Origin of the sequence: Flavobacterium sp. (genome assembly GCF_032153895.1) — a bacterium.
In the GTDB taxonomy this organism is placed as follows: domain Bacteria; phylum Bacteroidota; class Bacteroidia; order Flavobacteriales; family Flavobacteriaceae; genus Flavobacterium.
Map to the genome: position 1 here is coordinate 12,463 of NZ_JALDYN010000014.1, position 17,761 is coordinate 30,223.

A 17,761-nucleotide genomic window follows, 5' to 3' on the forward strand; every position below is an offset into this window, starting at 1 on the left:
TGTAGGTCTAAATTATTTAACGTGAACTAAAATTTCCTGAATGCTCGGCGTGATGAATTCGATAATTGGTTTCGGGTATAATCCGAAGAACAATAAGAAACCGATAATCGCCACAAACACAATCGCTTCCGATGCGTTAACATCTGCAAAAACTTTCGTATTGGTTTCGCCTAACATTACATGTTGGAACATTCTTAACATGTAGAAAGCTCCTAATATGATTGTCGTTCCACCGATAACAGCGAACGCCATGTTTTCTGTAAATAAACTGTATAAAACGGTAAATTCTCCCACGAAGTTGAAAGTTCCCGGCAGAGCCACAGAAGCCAATACCAAGATCATAAACATCGAAGCGAATTTTGGAGTTTGCTGACGAATGCCGCCCATGTCGCTGATGGTTCTCGTTTCGTAGCGTCTGTAAATTATTTCCGCCGCGAAGAACAAGCCAACGATTACAAAACCGTGAGCAATCATTTGTAAAACCGCACCACGTAAACCGTCCATATTTAAAGCATAGCATCCTGCCGCGATTAAACCAACGTGTGCAAGGGAAGAATACGCTAATAATTTCTTTAAGTCTTTTTGTTTTAAAGCTACAATAGAACCGTAAACTACGCCAGCCAATGCCATTCCGATGATGGTATATTGCAATTCTTTAGCAGCATTTGGAGCCAAAGGCAATTGCCAACGTAAAATAGAGTACAATCCCATCTTCAGCATGATACCGGATAATAACATCGTTCCGATGGTTGGTGCTTTTTGGTACACGTTTGCCTGCCAAGTGTGGAATGGAATCAAAGGAATCTTAATTGCGTAAGCAGCGAAGAAAGCTAAGAAAATCCAAAATTCTTCAGTTGAGGACAAGTTCAATCCAACCAAAACATCCCATTTGAAAGTTCCGGCTTTTTTGTACAAATAGATGAACGCTGCCAACATGAACAACGATCCTGCAAACGTATAAATGAAGAATTTAATAACGGCTTTTTTGCGTTCTTCCGCGTCACCATTACCCCAAAGTAAGGCGATGAAGTAAATCGGAATTAGAGCAAGTTCCCAGAAAATGTAATACACAAAACCGTCAGAAGCTAAAAAAGTGCCAATCATCGCAAACGCCATGAATAGTACTAAAGCGTAAAAACTCTTAGCATTGTTGAAATTGTTTCCGAATCCAGAAAGTATAATTAACGGAGTCAGTGCTGTGGTTAAAAGTACCATTGCAATCGACAAACCGTCTGCTTTTAAAGCGAACAATACGTTTGGATTTTTAATCCATTGTGCCGAGAAACTGATATCGGTTCCATTGGTAAACTGATTCAAAAGTGCCAACGAAACGCCCAAAGCCGCTACACTGAAAAACAAGGCTACTTTAGAAGCAATCGCATTTCCGGAGAAATACGTGGCTAACGCTCCGATGAATAAAAGTATGAGTAATAGAGTTACGTCCATTTTTATGAGATTATCGTACAAAGAATAAATAATATACTATCGAGCAAAGTCCGAATACAAAGGCAAACAGGTAGAAACCAATGTTTCCGTTCTGTAGTTTTTTACCTTGCAGCGCCAACGAATCGGCAACGGTTCCAAAACCGAAAACGATGTTGGAAATTCCTTTTTCGATATAGTCGCGGAAGAATTTTGACAAAGCGTAAATCGGTTTCACGATAACAGCCATATACATTTCATCTAAATAAAATTTGTTGGCCAATACTTTGTGTAAACCTTGTACTTGATCGTCCGCTTCCGGAACTTGTTTTTTGCTGATGTACATGCTGTAAGCAATTCCGATTCCGATTAAAGCACCAACAGTTGCAATACCCATTAACATATAAGCGGTATTGTCTAAATGATGCGCTTCGTGACCTTGAAACAATGGCGCCAAATAATGGTTCAACCAGTTGCTTCCCGGTAAGTTAATCGCTCCACCGATGGCTGCTAAAATGGCTAAAACAATTAAAGGAACCGTAATTAAAGCCGGACTTTCGTGCAAATGATGTTTTTGTTCTTCCGTGCCTCTGAATTCTCCGAAGAACGTTAAGAACATCAATCGGAACATATAAAAAGCAGTCATAATTGAAGCAATGGAACCAATCACCCACAAGACAACGTTTCCGTGGAAAGCACTCATTAAGATTTCATCTTTCGACCAAAATCCTGCAAATGGGAAGATTCCTGAAATAGCCAAGGTTGAAATTAACATGGTGATGAACGTAATCGGCATCGCTTTACGCAAACCACCCATGTTACGCATATCCTGTTCTCCGTGCAACGCGTGGATAACCGATCCCGAACCTAAGAATAAACAAGCTTTGAAGAAAGCGTGTGTTATTACGTGGAAAACAGCTACCTGATAAGCGCCCATTCCGATGGCTAGGAACATTAAACCTAATTGCGAAACGGTTGAGTAAGCTAATACTTTTTTGATGTCGTTTTGTACTAAACCGATAGCAGCAGCAGCCAAAGCCGTAATAGCCCCAATAACTGCAATGATGGTTTTTACATCCGGAGTTAATTCGAATAAGAAGTTCAAACGGGTAATCATGAAGATACCTGCGGTAACCATCGTAGCTGCGTGGATTAAAGCTGAAACCGGAGTAGGTCCTGCCATCGCATCCGGTAACCAAGTATACAACGGAATTTGTGCTGATTTACCCGAAGCTCCGATGAACAAGCATAAAGCTGCTGTTCCAAGTAAGGCTAAATCTGTAGTGCCTTTACCTGCTAAAATCGCTTGTTTTAAGGTTACGAAATCCAATGTGTTGAACAAATAACCGATGATGAAGATTCCGATTAAGAAACCTAAATCCCCGATACGGTTCATGATGAACGCCTTTTTCGCCGCATCGTTATAATCCTGATTTTTATACCAGAATCCGATTAGCAAATACGAACACAATCCAACACCTTCCCATCCGATGAACATAATCAATAAGTTACTTCCGACTACCAATGTAATCATGAAGAACACGAAAAGGTTCAGGTACGAGAAAAATTTGTGTGCATTCTCGTCGTCGTGCATATAACTAATCGAATACATGTGAATTAGCGAACCAATTCCGGTAACGAATAGCAACCACAATAACGACAACTGATCTAATAAAATGTCAAAACCAATACTGAATTTTCCTAAAGCAATCCAATCGAACAAAGGCAATTTGACCACTTCTCCAGTAGTATTAACCTGCATGAAGAAAATTACAGTAACAATAAAGGAAATCACCACAGCCAAAGTTCCTAAAACACCAGAACCGGTTCTGCCGAATTGCTTCCCTAAAAATACATTAGATAAAAACCCAACAAACGGGGCCAACAATAAGAGTAAAACTAAACTTGTCTCCATTCGGGCTTATCCTTTTAAATTCTTTAAATTATCAATGTCTACCGATCCGTGGTTTCTGAAAATTGAAACCAAAATCGCCAGTCCAACTGCTACTTCGGCAGCTGCTACCGCCATCGAGAAGAATACGAACACTTGTCCGGACGCATCCTGATGATAGGTTGCAAATGCTACTAACATCATGTTTACCGCATTCAGCATGATTTCAATCGACATGAACATCACGATGGCATTTCTTCTCAATAAAATTCCGAAAACGCCTATGCTGAATAATAAGGCGGACAGGTACAAATAGGTTTCTACCCCAATTTCTTTTAAAATCGTTTCCATATTATTTCAGGCTTTTTTCTTTATCTTTTTTGGATATCAATACCGCTCCAATCATCGCAACCAATAATAATACGGAAGCAAATTCAAATGGTAAGATATACTCGTTCAACAATACTTCTCCAAGCACTTTAATCGACTGGAAATCTTCTCCAGAGTAGTAGTAGCTTTCCACTACAGGCTTGGTACGTAATAAACCGGCCAATAAAACTAAACCAACCAAGCAGAAAGCTATAGTGGCGGCAATTTTAGCGGCAATTGGTTTATGCGATTCGTCATCTTTGTTCAGGTTCATCAACATGATGGTGAATAACATCAAAATCATGATAGCTCCCGAATACACGATGATATGAACAATAGCTAAAAACTGAGCGTTCAGTAACAAATAATGCCCGGCGATGGAAAAGAAACACACCACCAAAGACAACGCACTATGAATTGGGTTTCTGCTGAAAATAGTCAAAAATGCAGTTCCAAGTGTGATAGCGGCTAAAACGTAAAAAATAATTTCTCCCATTCCCATATTAACTCACTTGATTTTGACGGTTTTTCATAGCCTCAGTTAAAGGCATCACCAATTTATCTTTTCCGAAGATGAAATCCTCACGTTTGCTGGCCGATGGCACCATAACTTTGGTTTCTGTTAGGTAAATCGCATCTTTCGGACACGCTTCCTCACACAAACCGCAGAAAATACAACGCAACATGTTGATTTCGTAGATTTCGGCGTATTTCTCTTCTCGGTATAATAATTTTTCGTCCGGTTTGCGCTCTGCGGCTTTCATGGTGATAGCTTCGGCAGGACAGGCAACGGCGCACATACCGCAAGCCGTACAGTTTTCACGACCTAGTTCATCGCGCTTTAACATGTGCTGTCCACGATAAACAGGACTCAACGGACGTTTTTGTTCCGGATATTTAATGGTTACTTTTCTTTTGAAAAGGTGACGAATCGTAATCATCAACCCTTTGAAAATCGCAACCAGATACAAGCTTTCCCAGAAGGTCATCTTCTTGTTGGAAACCTCTTTTTTCTTTCCTGATAATGAAATGGTATCTAATGACATTTCTTATAAAATTTTATCGGTTAGTAAAATTACTAAGGCCGTTATGATAATGTTAGCGATGGCTAACGGAATTAACATCTTCCATCCTAAGTTCATCAACTGGTCGTAACGGAAACGCGGGATAGTCCAACGAATCCACATATAGAAGAAGATGAAGAAACAGATTTTAGTAAACAAAGCAATGATTCCTAGAATGTTGGCTACGTTTACACCCCAATTTTCAACCGCCCACTGGAATCCAGGGTAGTTGTAAGCACCAAAGTATAAGATAGCAAGAATAGCGGATGAAATGAACATCGCTGCGTATTCCCCAAACAAATAGAAGCCCATTTTCATGGAAGAATATTCCGTATGGTGTCCTCCAATCAACTCGGCTTCACATTCCGCTAAATCGAATGGCGTTCTGTTAGTTTCAGCAAAAGAACACACTAAGAAGATTAGGAAACTCACCGGGTGCTTGAACACGTTCCAGGTGAACCAACCGTCATTCCAGAAACCAGATTGCTGTGCCGCGATTTCACGAACACTCAACGTTCCGGTTGCCATGATTAATGCGATGATAGCTAATCCCATAGCCACTTCATAAGAAATCATTTGGGAAGAAGCACGCATGGCACTCATTAAGGAGAACTTATTGTTAGAAGCCCAACCTCCGATCATGATTCCGTAAACGCCAACTGATAAAACCGCGAAGATGTACAACATTGCCACATCGATATCCGTCGCTTGAAGAATTACAGTTCTGCCACCGATTTCCAATTTGTCACCCCAAGGAATAACAGCACTGGTCATCAAAGCCATCGACATGGAAATTGCCGGACCTAATACGAATAAGAAGGTGTTTTGGGTACTCGGCATGAACTCTTCTTTCGCGAATAGTTTCAAACCATCGGCTAAAGGTTGTAAAATTCCTCCTTTACCAGCACGGTTAGGTCCGATACGATCTTGCAGCCAAGCAGCAATTTTACGTTCAGCCAAAGTGGAATACATCGCCATAAACATCGTTACAGCGAAAATAGCCAGGATAAAAATCCCTTTTTCTATGATAATTGCACTGTCCATTGTTTATGAAATTGAATTACCATTAGTTTTCTCAGGAACTTCCACCATACTGATGCGTTTCTGGTCCTGATCGCGTCCTTCCAAAATGTGTTTCTCGGTTTTGATTTCCACTTTTGGAGCGTGTAGCGCATAATTATTTCTATTGATAACCGAGAATTTCTCGAATTTACGAGGTCCTTCGATTACCCAATCATTCATGTCTTTTTTGTCGAAACGACAAGTATTACAGATAAATTCTTCTACTTCATGGTACTCGTCTTTACGAGCTGTTACACGTTGAATTTCGTTTCCGAACATCCATACGGTTGTTTTACCGCAACATTTGTCACAATTTCTGTGCGCGTTGTACGGTTTGTTGAACCAAACTCTCGATTTGAAACGGAAGGTTTTGTCGGTTAAAGCTCCAACTGGACAAACATCGATTACATTTCCGGAGAATTCATTGTCAATCGCTTTGGACAAACACGTTGAAATTTGCGCATGGTCACCTCTGCTAACAACACCGTGAACACGTCCGTCAGTTAACTGATCTGCAGCCAATACACAACGCTGACATAAAATGCAACGGTTCATGTGCAATTGAATGTTTGGGCCTATGTCTTCCGGTTCGAAGGTTCTTTTTTCTTCGATAAAACGCGTTTCGGATTTTCCGTGTTGGAAACTCAAGTTCTGCAAATCGCATTCTCCAGCCTGATCACATACCGGACAATCCAGCGGGTGGTTGATCAGCAAGAATTCGGTAACCGATTTTCTCGCTTCTTCCACGCGGGCTGAATTTTTACTGTTAACTTCCATCCCGTCCATCACACCGGTAACACAAGAGGCTACCAATTTCGGCATAGGGGTAGGGTTGGCATCACTACCTTTCGATACTTCTACCAAACAACAACGACATTTACCACCGCTTCCTTTTAATTTGGAATAGTAGCACATCGCCGGCGGTACGGACTCGCCTCCAATCATTCGCGCAGCCTGCAGGATGGTGGTCCCCGGTTCTACGTGTATTTCCTGACCGTCTATTGTTACTTTCATATTGCTTTTGTTTAAAGCGAAAAACTTACTTTTTCAACTTTCGACTTGGTTTATACTATGGTTTTTCCAACTAAGTGACGTACTTTTTCAAAAGGCTCATTCACAAAGTGGTCTCTGTTTTTAACTTTTTCCGGGAATCGAACGTGGTATTCAAACTCTTCTCTGAAGTGACGAATTGCCGCTGCAACCGGCCAAGAAGCCGCATCTCCTAACGGACAAATCGTGTTTCCTTCGATTTTACTCTGAATACTCCACAATAATTCGATGTCTTCCTCACGCCCGTGACCGTTTTCGATACGGTGTAAGATTTTCTCTAACCAACCGGTTCCTTCACGACAAGGTGTACACTGTCCACACGATTCATGGTGATAGAAACGGGAGAAATTCCAAGTGTTGCGAACGATACAAGTGGTGTCGTTGTATACGATGAAACCTCCGGAACCTAACATGGAACCTGTGGCAAAACCTCCGTCGGATAGTGATTCGTACGTCATCATACGGTCTTCTCCGTTGGCAGTTTTGTAAATTAAATTCGCAGGAAGAATCGGCACCGATGAGCCACCCGGCACTAATGCTTTTAATGGTCTGTCGTTTAACATTCCTCCTAAATATTCGTCAGAATTCATGAATTCGTCTACAGATAAGCCCAATTCGATTTCATAAACTCCTGGATTTTTAATATGTCCGGATGCGGAAATCAATTTGGTTCCGGTAGAACGACCAACTCCGATTTTTGCGTATTCTTCACCGGAATTCAATACGATCCAAGGCACTGCTGCAATGGATTCTACGTTGTTTACTACCGTTGGATTCGCCCATAAACCGCTAACCGCCGGGAATGGTGGTTTGATTCTTGGGTTGCCTCGTTTTCCTTCCAACGATTCAATTAAAGCTGTTTCCTCACCGCAGATGTAAGCTCCGGCACCACAATGTACGTGCAAATCTAAATCGAATCCTGATCCTAAAATGTTTTTTCCTAACCAACCTGCTGCATATGCTTCTTTGATGGCTCTTTCCAAAATTTTGAAAACCCACATGTATTCGCCACGGATGTAGATGTACGACAAATTCGCGCCTAATGCATAACTTGAAGTAATCATTCCTTCGATTAACAAGTGAGGGATGTATTCCATTAAGTAACGGTCCTTGAAAGTTCCTGGTTCGGATTCGTCGGCGTTACAAACTAAATGTCTTGGTTTTCCTGATTTTTTATCGATGAAACTCCATTTCAATCCGGTTGGGAATCCGGCACCACCACGACCACGTAAACCTGAAGTTTTTACTTCTTCGGTTACTTCATCGGGAGTCATTTGTTTCAACGCTTTTTCCACTGAAGCATAGCCTCCGTTTTGGCGGTAGACTTCATAGGTTTTGATACCCGGAACGTTTATCTTATCTAATAATATCTTTCTTCCCATGGTATTATTTATCGTGTAACGTTACTTTACCGGCTCTGCAGTCGGCGATTAACTGATCTACTTTTTCCTGGTTTAAATTCTCGTGGTAGAAATCTCCAACCTGCATCATCGGAGCATAACCGCAAGCCCCTAAGCATTCTACACCAACAACGGTGAACATGCCGTCAACAGTAGTTTCTCCTTCTTTGATGCCTAATTTGTTGCATGTGTAATCCATCAAATCTTCTACACCGCGCGTTGCACAACAAGACGTTCTGCAAAACTCGAACATGTATTTTCCGATTGGCTTTTGGTTGAACATCGTATAAAACGATACTACTTCGTAAACTTCAATCGGTTGGATTTCTAAAATTTCGGCTACTTTGTCTTGCAATTCATAGCTCAACCAGTTGTCGTGAGCATCTTGAACCTCGTGCAAAACCGGTAACAAAGCCGATTTCTTTTTATCTTCCGGATAATGACTTAATAATTCGTTGATGCGAACCATTAATTCCGGTGTAATATTGATATCCTGTTTGTAGATATATTTTTCCATAATCATTAAGCGTCTAATTCTCCGGCAATTACGTTTAAACTTGATAAGGTTGCAATGGCATCGGATAGCATTTGTCCGCGTACCATATCGTTAAATGCCTGATAATATATAAAACAAGGTCTTCTGAAATGTAATCTGTATGGTGTACGGCTTCCATCGGTAATCAAATAGAAACCAAGTTCTCCGTTTCCGCCTTCAACCGCATGGTAAACTTCCGTTAACGGAACTGGAACTTCACCCATTACAATTTTAAAGTGCCAGATTAGGGATTCCATGGTGGAATACACATCTTCTTTCGGAGGCAAATAATATTCTGGAACATCCGCATGGAAAGGTCCTTCCGGCAATTTAGCCAAGGCTTGTTTGATGATGCTCAAGCTTTCCCAAACTTCCGCATTACGAACACAAAAACGATCGTAAGTGTCGCCAGATTTTCCAACAGGAACGTTGAAATCAAAATCTTCATATGACGAATACGGTTGCATTACACGAACGTCGTAGTCGATTCCGGCAGCTCGTAAGTTAGGTCCTGTGAAGCCATAACTCATTGCTTTTTCAGCAGAAATTGGACCTACGTTGATGGTACGATCCATAAAGATTCGGTTTCGGGTCAATAAGTTTTCAAATTCCTGCCAAATAGGAGGGAATTCTTCTAGGAAAGCATCGATTTTTTTCCAGGCTTCCGGGCTCCAGTCTCTTTCGAAACCTCCGATACGTCCCATATTGGTCGTTAATCGGGCACCACAAATTTCTTCGTAAATCTCATAAATTTTTTCGCGGAACTGGAAAACATATAAGAATCCGGTTAAAGCTCCGGTATCTACTCCTAATACGGAGTTACAGATGATATGGTCTGCGATACGTGCCAATTCCATTACGATTACGCGCATATATTGTACGCGTTTTGGAACTTCTATTCCTAGCGCTTTTTCCAACGTCATCCACCAACACATATTATTAATAGGCGCCGAACAATAGTTCATGCGATCTGTTAATACGGTAATTTGGTAGAATGGTCGGTTTTCAGCGATTTTTTCAAATGCTCTGTGAATGTATCCAACGGTTCCTTCTCCGTCAACGATACGCTCTCCGTCCATTAACAGGATGTTTTGGAAAATTCCGTGGGTAGCCGGGTGTGTTGGCCCAAGATTCAAAACCGAAAGTTCACTTCCGTCTTCGTTTCGGCGCTTTTCGATTTCTTTAGCGAATCGCTTTTCCGGCGTTAATAATAGATCTGACATTTGGGTGGTTATTTCAGGTTACTATTAGCAATTTTGTTTGGTTCTTCCGAAGAAACGGTCGTCTTTGTCGGTTCTTCCGCCATCTTCCAATGGGAATTCTTTACGCATTGGGAATACAGTCATTTCGTCCATATTCAGAATACGTTTCAACTGCGGATGACCTTTAAAGTTGATGCCGTAAAAATCAAACGTTTCTCTTTCCTGCCAGTTGGCTCCTAAAAATAAAGAAGAAACTGAGTCGATTTCAGGATTGTCTCCGTTTAAGTAGCATTTGATGCGGATGCGAACATTATCTACCCAATTGTGCATGTGATATACCACGGCAAATTGACGATCTTGGTCGTAATCCGGGTAATGGATACCACAAACATCGGTTAGGAAATTGAAACGCATCGTACTATCGTCTCTTAAAAATTTCATGATTTCCAAGATGGAACCCGGTGCTACTTCGAAAGTTAAAATATCGTGAAGCTGAACGAAATCGGATACTTTTAAGCCGAAATTTTCAATCAGTTTGTTTTGTATTACTGAGGTTTCTAAAGCCATTTTACTTGATGTTATAAGAACCTAATAAGTCTTTGTATTCGTCGGAACTTCTTCTGCGAACCGATTCGCTTTTAACGATTTCCTGCAATTTCATGATACCGTCTAAGATTTGTTCCGGTCTTGGCGGACAACCTGGAACGTAAACGTCTACCGGGATGACTTTGTCAATTCCCTGAAGTACGGAATACGTATCGAAAACACCACCTGAAGAAGCACAAGCTCCCACAGCAATAACCCATTTCGGTTCTGACATTTGCTCGTATACCTGACGTAAAACCGGGGCCATTTTTTTAGCGATGGTTCCCATAACCAATAACATATCAGCCTGACGCGGAGAGAAACTCATACGTTCCGATCCGAAACGTGCTACGTCATAGTGAGAAGCCATAGTTGCCATAAATTCGATACCGCAACAAGAGGTAGCAAAAGGTAAAGGCCAAAGAGAATTAGCTCTTGCCAATCCTACTACATCGCTTAATTTGGTAGCAAAAAAACCTTCTCCGGCATATCCTTCCGGAGCGTCTACCATTGTATATTTTGAAGAATCGCTCATTGTTTTAAATTTTTATTCCCATTCTAAACCGCGCTTCTTGATAACGTAGTAAAAACCGATTACCAATAGCGTCATGAAAATGGCCATTTTAGCTAAACCTTCCCAACCCATTTCTCTGAAATTCACGGCCCATGGGTACATGAAGATAACCTCCACGTCGAAAAGCACGAAAAGGATAGCGACTAAAAAGTATTTTACGGAAAATGGAATACGCGCATTACCTACAGATTCGATACCGCACTCAAAGTTTTTGTCTTTGTTGGCAGAATGTCTTTTCGGGCCTAAGAAGCCTGAAATGATAATTGTAGTCCCTACAAACCCTGTTGCTAAAAGCAATTGCATGATGATAGGAATGTAGTCGATTTGGTTAGTTTGCATGTTAAAATCTCTTAAAAGAATTCAATTCACAAATATACATTCCTTATAATTAAACGCAAGGCAATTTTAAGTTGATTTTCGCGTAGAGAGCACTATTAAAGGTAAAACATATTTAGACTAATTCCAAATAATTAACATAATCGGTTTGTTTGTTTTTTAAAAATAAAAAACCACTCTGTAAAGAGTGGTTAAACATTCAGGTAATTGAAAATATATTATTCTTCGATAACTGCTACTTGAGCGGCAATCTTACCTTTTCTGCCTTCTTCTTCAACGTAAGAAACTTTTGTTCCTTCGCTTAAACCTTCAGCGTTTAAACCTGTTGCGTGAACGAAAATGTCGTTTCCGGTTTCGTCGTCCGTGATGAATCCATATCCTTTGGATTCAATGAAAAATTTTACTTTGCCTGTGCGCATTCTGTAATAAAAAATAATTAATAATAATCCAAAGATAGACTTTTTTTTAAACCAAACAAGTTTTTGCTAAAAAATTTACAAAAAAATGGTTTAAGTGTTGAAAAGTTTAAATCAAAGTTAATTATTTGCTAATAAAACAAAAAAAGCGACCAATTTGGCCGCTCATTCTTATGAATTTAAATTCAGTTTTATGAAAAGCTCATCGAGCTGTTTGTTGTCAATTACCGATGGAGCATCAATCATCACATCTCTTCCAGAGTTGTTTTTCGGGAAGGCAATAAAGTCACGAATGGTTTCCTGACCACCTAAAATGGCTACCAATCGGTCTAATCCGAAGGCTAAACCTCCGTGTGGTGGTGCGCCGAATTGGAAGGCATTCATTAAGAATCCAAACTGATTTTCAGCTTCTTCTTTGGTGAATCCTAACAATTCAAACATTCTGGCTTGTAGGTCTTTATCATGAATACGAATGGAGCCGCCTCCGATTTCATTTCCGTTTAAAACCATATCGTAAGCATTGGCTCTAATCTTACCAGGCTCGGTCGAAATTAGATGAATATCTTCCGGTTTTGGAGAGGTAAACGGGTGGTGCATCGCATGGAAACGGTTGCTGTCTTCGTCCCATTCCAATAGCGGGAAATCGACAACCCATAACGGTGCAAATTCGTCCGGTTTTCTTAAGCCTAAACGTGTTGATACTTCCATTCGTAGTGCGCTTAATTGTGCTCTGGTTTTATTAGCAGGTCCAGAAAGTACAAAAATAATGTCCCCTTCTTTGGCTCCGGTTGCTTCTGCCCATTTTTTTAAATCGTCTTGGTCGTAGAATTTATCGACAGATGATTTTAAACTGCCGTCAGCTTCGTATTTACAATAAACCATTCCGGATGCGCCAACTTGCGGGCGTTTTACCCAATCGATATAAGCGTCAATTTCTTTTCGAGTGTAAGATGCTCCGCCTGGAACTGCAATTCCGACCACTAATTCCGCAGAATTGAATACGCCGAAATCTTTATGTTGCGCCACAGCATTTAACTCGCCAAATTCCATACCGAAACGGATGTCCGGTTTGTCATTTCCGTAAGTTTTCATGGCATGCTCGTACGTCATTCTCGGGAATTTATCGACTTCGATGCCTTTTAATTCTTTCAATAAATGACGGGTTAGGCCTTCAAACATGTTGATGATGTCTTCCTGCTCCACAAAAGCCATTTCACAGTCGATTTGGGTGAATTCCGGTTGACGGTCAGCACGCAAATCTTCATCGCGGAAACATTTTACAATTTGGAAATATTTGTCCATTCCACCTACCATCAATAACTGTTTGAAAGTTTGTGGTGATTGTGGTAAAGCGTAAAATTGCCCCGGATTCATGCGGCTTGGCACTACGAAATCACGTGCCCCTTCCGGTGTAGACTTAATTAAATATGGAGTTTCCACTTCGCAGAATCCTTTGTCGGATAAATAGTTGCGAACTTCCTGCGTTACTTTGTGACGGAACAACAAACTGTTTTTAACCGGATTTCTTCGGATGTCTAAGTAACGGTATTTCATGCGGATGTCTTCACCACCATCGGTTTCGTCTTCGATTGTGAATGGAGGAAGCATCGCTTGGTTTAAAATGTTCAGTTCGGTAACCAAAATTTCGATGTCACCGGTTGCCATATTTGGATTTTTTGATTCACGTTCAATTACAGTTCCTTTCACCTGAATCACGAATTCACGGCCCAAAGTTTTGGCTAAGTCGAAAACGGCTTTATCGGTACGGCTTTCGTCGAAAATTAACTGGGTGATGCCATAACGGTCACGTAAATCCACCCAAATCATAAATCCTTTGTCGCGTGATTTTTGTACCCATCCGGCTAGGGTGACTTCTGTATTGTTATGTGAAAGATTTAGTTCTCCACAAGTATGACTTCTGTACATTCTTTAAAAAATTTGACGCAAATTTAAGTTTTTATTTTCGAGTTTGAAACTTAGGATTTTAAATAAAAAGAAGATTTTAAAATTGTAAGATTTTACTTTGTCATGTTAAGTTTTGTTCAATGTTACGAAATTGTTAAGCAAAAGTTTCTTTAGTGTAAAATATAATTGTAACTTCGTTAGTATAATTGTTAACCTATTAAAAAATAGCGCTATGAAAAAGAACTTAATTGCAGGATTGTTATTGTTTTCGGGAGTATTATTTGCACAAAATATAGAGCCTAAATATGAGATTGTTGGAAAAACGGTAAAGGCTACCTATTATTATGATAACGGTCAGGTAAAACAGGAAGGGTTCTACAAAGACGGCAAATTGCACGGGAAATGGGTTGCTTTCAATGAAAACGGATCTAAACAATCTATAGGAGAATATACAGACGGAATGAAAACCGGTAAATGGTTTTTTTGGAACGACGCTTCATTAGCTGAAGTAGATTACACCAAAAGCAAAATTTCAGATGTAAAAAAATGGTCTAAAGACGGGTTGGCAAATCGAAATTAATCACGGTCTGCTTTCGAGAAAAAGATTAAATCGGTTTGTAGGATTAAAAAACCACCGTTTTTAAAGAGGAATGGCTGTTACAGAGTAGTGACAGCCATTCTTGTTTTTAGGAACTTCTTCCAACGAAAAAACCGCTACATTGCTGCAGCGGTTCTCCCACAAATTAAATAATCAATCTATTACATATTGTGTTTCGGTGTAAAGCCGTCTTCACTCAATTCTTTAGCTTCGTAATCGGCTACCATTTCTTTTTCGTAATCGATTTTTTCGCCTTTAGAGAATTTAGCAATTATTTTTTCCATAATTTCATAAATCACCGGAACAACAATTAAAGTAAGGAACAATGATGAAATCAATCCGCCGATAATTACCCAAGCCAAACCGTTTTTCCACTCGGCACCAGCACCCGAAGCTAATGCAATTGGTAACATACCGAAAACCATTGCAATTGTTGTCATCAAAATCGGACGAAGACGTGCGTGATTCGCTTGGATTAAGGCTGTACGAATACTTTCGCCGGCTGCTCTACGTTGGTTCGTATAATCCACTAGCATAATCGCATTTTTACACACCAAACCAATTAACATAATAATACCCAAAATGGTAAAGATGTTTAACGAGTTATTGGTTAGTGCCAATGCTAGCAACGCACCGATAAACGAAAGAGGAACAGCAAACAATACCACAAACGGATGCGCAAAACTGTCGTACAAACCTACCATTACTAAGTAAACTAAAATAATAGCGGCCAATAAAGCAATTCCCAATGTACCAAAACCTTCGCTTTGATTTTCTTGGTCACCACCCCAAATGTAGCTTACACCGGTTGGTTTTTCTAATTTATCTAATCGGGTTTGCCATTCTTGTACAATGGTTCCCGATGGTACACCGATATTTTGACCTTGAACCGTAACTGAAGCGGTTTTATCGCGACGCTCTAATCGGCTTGGACCTGATCCTTCGGTAATAGTGGCAAACTGACTTAGTTTTATTTGTTGTCCTAAGCTATTTACAAATATCAAATTACTTACGTCGTTAATGTTTTTACGGTCAAATTCGTTGTATTTAATATTGATGTCATATTCGTATTCACCAGCTCTAAATTTACCATCAGTGTTTCCGCTGTAAGCTGTTTGCATCGTTAAACCAACCGTTTGCATCGTTAAGCCTAAAGCGGCCATTTTATCGCGGTCAACTTGAACGTTAATTTCTGGATTTCCGTCTTCAACACTCAATTTAATTTCGCTTGTACCTTGAATTTGGCGCAATTCGTTTTCGGCTAATTTCGCAAATTTCATAGCACTTGGCACATCCGGACCGGTTACAATTAATTGTAAAGTGGCATCTTCAGCCGTACCCATAATACCCACCGGAACAGTTTTTACTTTGGCACCGACTAATATTTTTTGAAGCTCACGTTTTGTTTTAGCAGCATACACATTGGCTTCATCTTGGTTTATACGATCTTTTTTATCCAATAATTTAACATCGATTTCAGCTTTATAAGCCGTTGATTGCGATGCACTAAAGCCTTCACTGGTTTGACCAACGGTCGTAAATTGCGTAGCAACTTCTTTTTTCGATTTTAAATACGCTTCGGCTTTTTGCGTCATAAAGTTGGTTTGTTCCAGCGATGCTTCTTTTGGCATTTCAATTTGTACCAAAAACTCACCACTATCAGAAGAAGCAAAGAATTCACCACCGATAAATCCCGCAGGAATTAATGCTACTGAACTCACAAAAAGAAATACTACAATAGCAAAAGTAGTTTTATAGTGATCTAAACACCAGGTTAATAATCCTGAAATCCAATTGGTAAAACGAGTTAAATAACTTTCAAATCCTAAAATTATTCTTCCGAATAAATTTTTACCTTCGATATGTTCTAATTTACCAAAACGAGATGACAACCATGGAATAATGGTAAATGAAGCCAATAATGATAACAAAGTTGAAATTACAACGGTCATACAGAATTGCGTAATAATGTCAGAAACCAATCCGGAACTCATTGCAATAGGCAAGAATACTACCACAATTACCAAAGTAATCGAAGTTACGGTCCCGCCAATTTCGGCTGTTCCGTCGTAAGCGGCACGGATTCGGCTTTTACCCATTTCCATATGTCGGTAAATATTCTCCAAAACCACAATGGCGTCATCGACAAGAATACCAACTACAAGCGAAAGTCCTAATAAACTCATCAAGTTTAAGGTATATCCTAATAAATAAATACCAATAAAAGTTGCAATTAACGATGCCGGAATAGACACCATTACGATTAACGAGTTACGGATACTGTGTAAGAAAAACAACATTACCAATGCCACTAATACTACGGCAATCAATAAATCGTGCGTAACTGAATCGGCAGCTTCCAATGTAAAAATAGTACTGTCTTTTGCTACTTCAAGTTTTAAGTCGTTGGCTTTGTATTCGGTTTCTAATTTTTGAATGGTTTCCATTACTTTTTCACTCACCGCAACCGCATTAGCATCCGATTGTTTTACGATTTGTAAAATGATGGCACTTTTTTCATCAACACGGGCAATTTTTTCGGCTAATTTTTGTCCGTCTTGTACATCGGCAATGTCTTTTAAACGAATTTGAATTCCGTTTTGCGATGATACAACCAAATTTCGCAATTCATCAACTGTTTTATATTTTCCGGCTAAACGGATTAATATTTTTTGATCACGCGTTTGAATATTTCCGGTAGGGAAATCCAAATTGGAACTTAAAATAGTTTGTTGTACTTGCGGAATTGAAAGTCCGTAACCTTGCATTTTTGTAGCGTCAAGATTTACTTGAATTTCACGTTCTTGACCACCAATAATATTCACCTGCGCAACACCTGCAACACGTGATAATACCGGTGTAATCTTTTTGTCAATTAAGTCGTAAAAAGCAGCTTCGTCCATTTTTCCTTTAGCGCCCAATGTAATAATTGGCATATCGCTAAACGAGAATTTTGTTAATGAAGGCGGATCGGCATCATCGGGTAAATCTCCTAAAATGGCATTTACTTTTCGTTGGGCATCGTTCATTGAAATATCAACATCGGCACCCGAAATTAAGGTGACAGAAACCGTTGATAAACTTTCAAATGATTTCGATTCAATTTTTTTAATGTTTTCCAATGACGCTAGGGCATCTTCAATTTTTTTAGTAACCGTATTTTCAATTTCACTTGGTGAAGCACCCGGATAAACCGTTGAAATGGTAATTACGTTGGTTTCAAATTTCGGGATTAATTCGTAGCCCAGTTGGGTGTAAGAGAACAACCCGCCTAATGTTAATATTGTAAATAATACAATGATTAAAGAAGGTCTTTTTATAGATATTTCTGCTAATTTCATATATTTTAATT

Annotated in this window: 17 protein-coding genes; 1 reads left to right on the forward strand and 16 read right to left on the reverse strand. The window is 39.8% G+C overall.

Features of this window, described 5'->3' with window-relative positions:
* Positions 1-12 precede the first annotated feature (12 nt).
* From RUH60_RS06765 to aspS, 15 genes are all read right to left on the reverse strand, one after another.
* Complete coding sequence (locus RUH60_RS06765) at positions 13-1,446, reverse strand: NADH-quinone oxidoreductase subunit M (protein WP_313806699.1); 1,434 nt, start codon at positions 1,444-1,446, stop codon at positions 13-15.
* A 10-nt stretch (positions 1,447-1,456) separates the two neighbouring features.
* A complete protein-coding gene (nuoL, locus tag RUH60_RS06770; protein WP_313806701.1) occupies positions 1,457-3,337 on the reverse strand; it encodes an NADH-quinone oxidoreductase subunit L in 1,881 nt (626 codons plus the stop codon).
* A gap of 6 nt (positions 3,338-3,343) precedes the next feature.
* Positions 3,344-3,664, reverse strand: coding sequence for an NADH-quinone oxidoreductase subunit NuoK (nuoK, locus tag RUH60_RS06775; RefSeq protein ID WP_313806703.1), 321 nt, complete (start codon positions 3,662-3,664; stop codon positions 3,344-3,346).
* 1 nt (position 3,665) lies between these two features.
* Positions 3,666-4,178: an NADH-quinone oxidoreductase subunit J gene (locus RUH60_RS06780; protein ID WP_313806769.1), complete on the reverse strand. Its 513-nt coding sequence runs from the start codon at positions 4,176-4,178 to the stop codon at positions 3,666-3,668.
* A 7-nt stretch (positions 4,179-4,185) separates the two neighbouring features.
* The gene (nuoI, locus tag RUH60_RS06785) at positions 4,186-4,728 is read right to left on the reverse strand and encodes an NADH-quinone oxidoreductase subunit NuoI (protein WP_313806704.1); all 543 of its coding nucleotides are present in this window, start codon (positions 4,726-4,728) and stop codon (positions 4,186-4,188) included.
* A gap of 3 nt (positions 4,729-4,731) precedes the next feature.
* Positions 4,732-5,790: an NADH-quinone oxidoreductase subunit NuoH gene (nuoH, locus tag RUH60_RS06790; protein ID WP_313806705.1), complete on the reverse strand. Its 1,059-nt coding sequence runs from the start codon at positions 5,788-5,790 to the stop codon at positions 4,732-4,734.
* A gap of 3 nt (positions 5,791-5,793) precedes the next feature.
* Complete coding sequence (locus tag RUH60_RS06795; RefSeq protein WP_313806707.1) at positions 5,794-6,822, reverse strand: 2Fe-2S iron-sulfur cluster-binding protein; 1,029 nt, start codon at positions 6,820-6,822, stop codon at positions 5,794-5,796.
* Between the two features lie 50 nt (positions 6,823-6,872).
* Entirely contained in the window at positions 6,873-8,240 is a 1,368-nt protein-coding gene (gene nuoF / locus RUH60_RS06800; RefSeq protein WP_313806709.1) for an NADH-quinone oxidoreductase subunit NuoF, read from the reverse strand.
* Positions 8,241-8,244: 4 nt separating this feature from the next.
* Positions 8,245-8,775, reverse strand: coding sequence for an NAD(P)H-dependent oxidoreductase subunit E (locus tag RUH60_RS06805; protein ID WP_313806710.1), 531 nt, complete (start codon positions 8,773-8,775; stop codon positions 8,245-8,247).
* Positions 8,776-8,780: 5 nt separating this feature from the next.
* Entirely contained in the window at positions 8,781-10,016 is a 1,236-nt protein-coding gene (locus tag RUH60_RS06810; protein ID WP_313806712.1) for an NADH-quinone oxidoreductase subunit D, read from the reverse strand.
* Positions 10,017-10,040: 24 nt separating this feature from the next.
* A complete protein-coding gene (locus tag RUH60_RS06815; RefSeq protein ID WP_313806714.1) occupies positions 10,041-10,562 on the reverse strand; it encodes an NADH-quinone oxidoreductase subunit C in 522 nt (173 codons plus the stop codon).
* Between the two features lies 1 nt (position 10,563).
* Complete coding sequence (locus RUH60_RS06820) at positions 10,564-11,115, reverse strand: NADH-quinone oxidoreductase subunit B (protein WP_313806716.1); 552 nt, start codon at positions 11,113-11,115, stop codon at positions 10,564-10,566.
* Between the two features lie 12 nt (positions 11,116-11,127).
* Positions 11,128-11,493 (reverse strand): NADH-quinone oxidoreductase subunit A, encoded by a 366-nt coding sequence (locus RUH60_RS06825; protein WP_313806718.1) that lies wholly within the window; start codon positions 11,491-11,493, stop codon positions 11,128-11,130.
* 215 nt (positions 11,494-11,708) lie between these two features.
* The gene (locus RUH60_RS06830) at positions 11,709-11,909 is read right to left on the reverse strand and encodes a cold shock domain-containing protein (protein ID WP_313806720.1); all 201 of its coding nucleotides are present in this window, start codon (positions 11,907-11,909) and stop codon (positions 11,709-11,711) included.
* Positions 11,910-12,077: 168 nt separating this feature from the next.
* A complete protein-coding gene (gene aspS, locus RUH60_RS06835) occupies positions 12,078-13,832 on the reverse strand; it encodes an aspartate--tRNA ligase (RefSeq protein WP_313806722.1) in 1,755 nt (584 codons plus the stop codon).
* 211 nt (positions 13,833-14,043) lie between these two features.
* Between aspS and RUH60_RS06840 the strand changes: the two genes are divergently transcribed.
* Complete coding sequence (locus tag RUH60_RS06840; RefSeq protein ID WP_313806724.1) at positions 14,044-14,391, forward strand: membrane-binding protein; 348 nt, start codon at positions 14,044-14,046, stop codon at positions 14,389-14,391.
* Between the two features lie 179 nt (positions 14,392-14,570).
* Here the strand turns inward: RUH60_RS06840 and RUH60_RS06845 are convergent, their stop codons facing one another.
* Positions 14,571-17,750: an efflux RND transporter permease subunit gene (locus RUH60_RS06845; RefSeq protein ID WP_313806725.1), complete on the reverse strand. Its 3,180-nt coding sequence runs from the start codon at positions 17,748-17,750 to the stop codon at positions 14,571-14,573.
* Between the last annotated feature and the right edge of the window lie 11 nt (positions 17,751-17,761).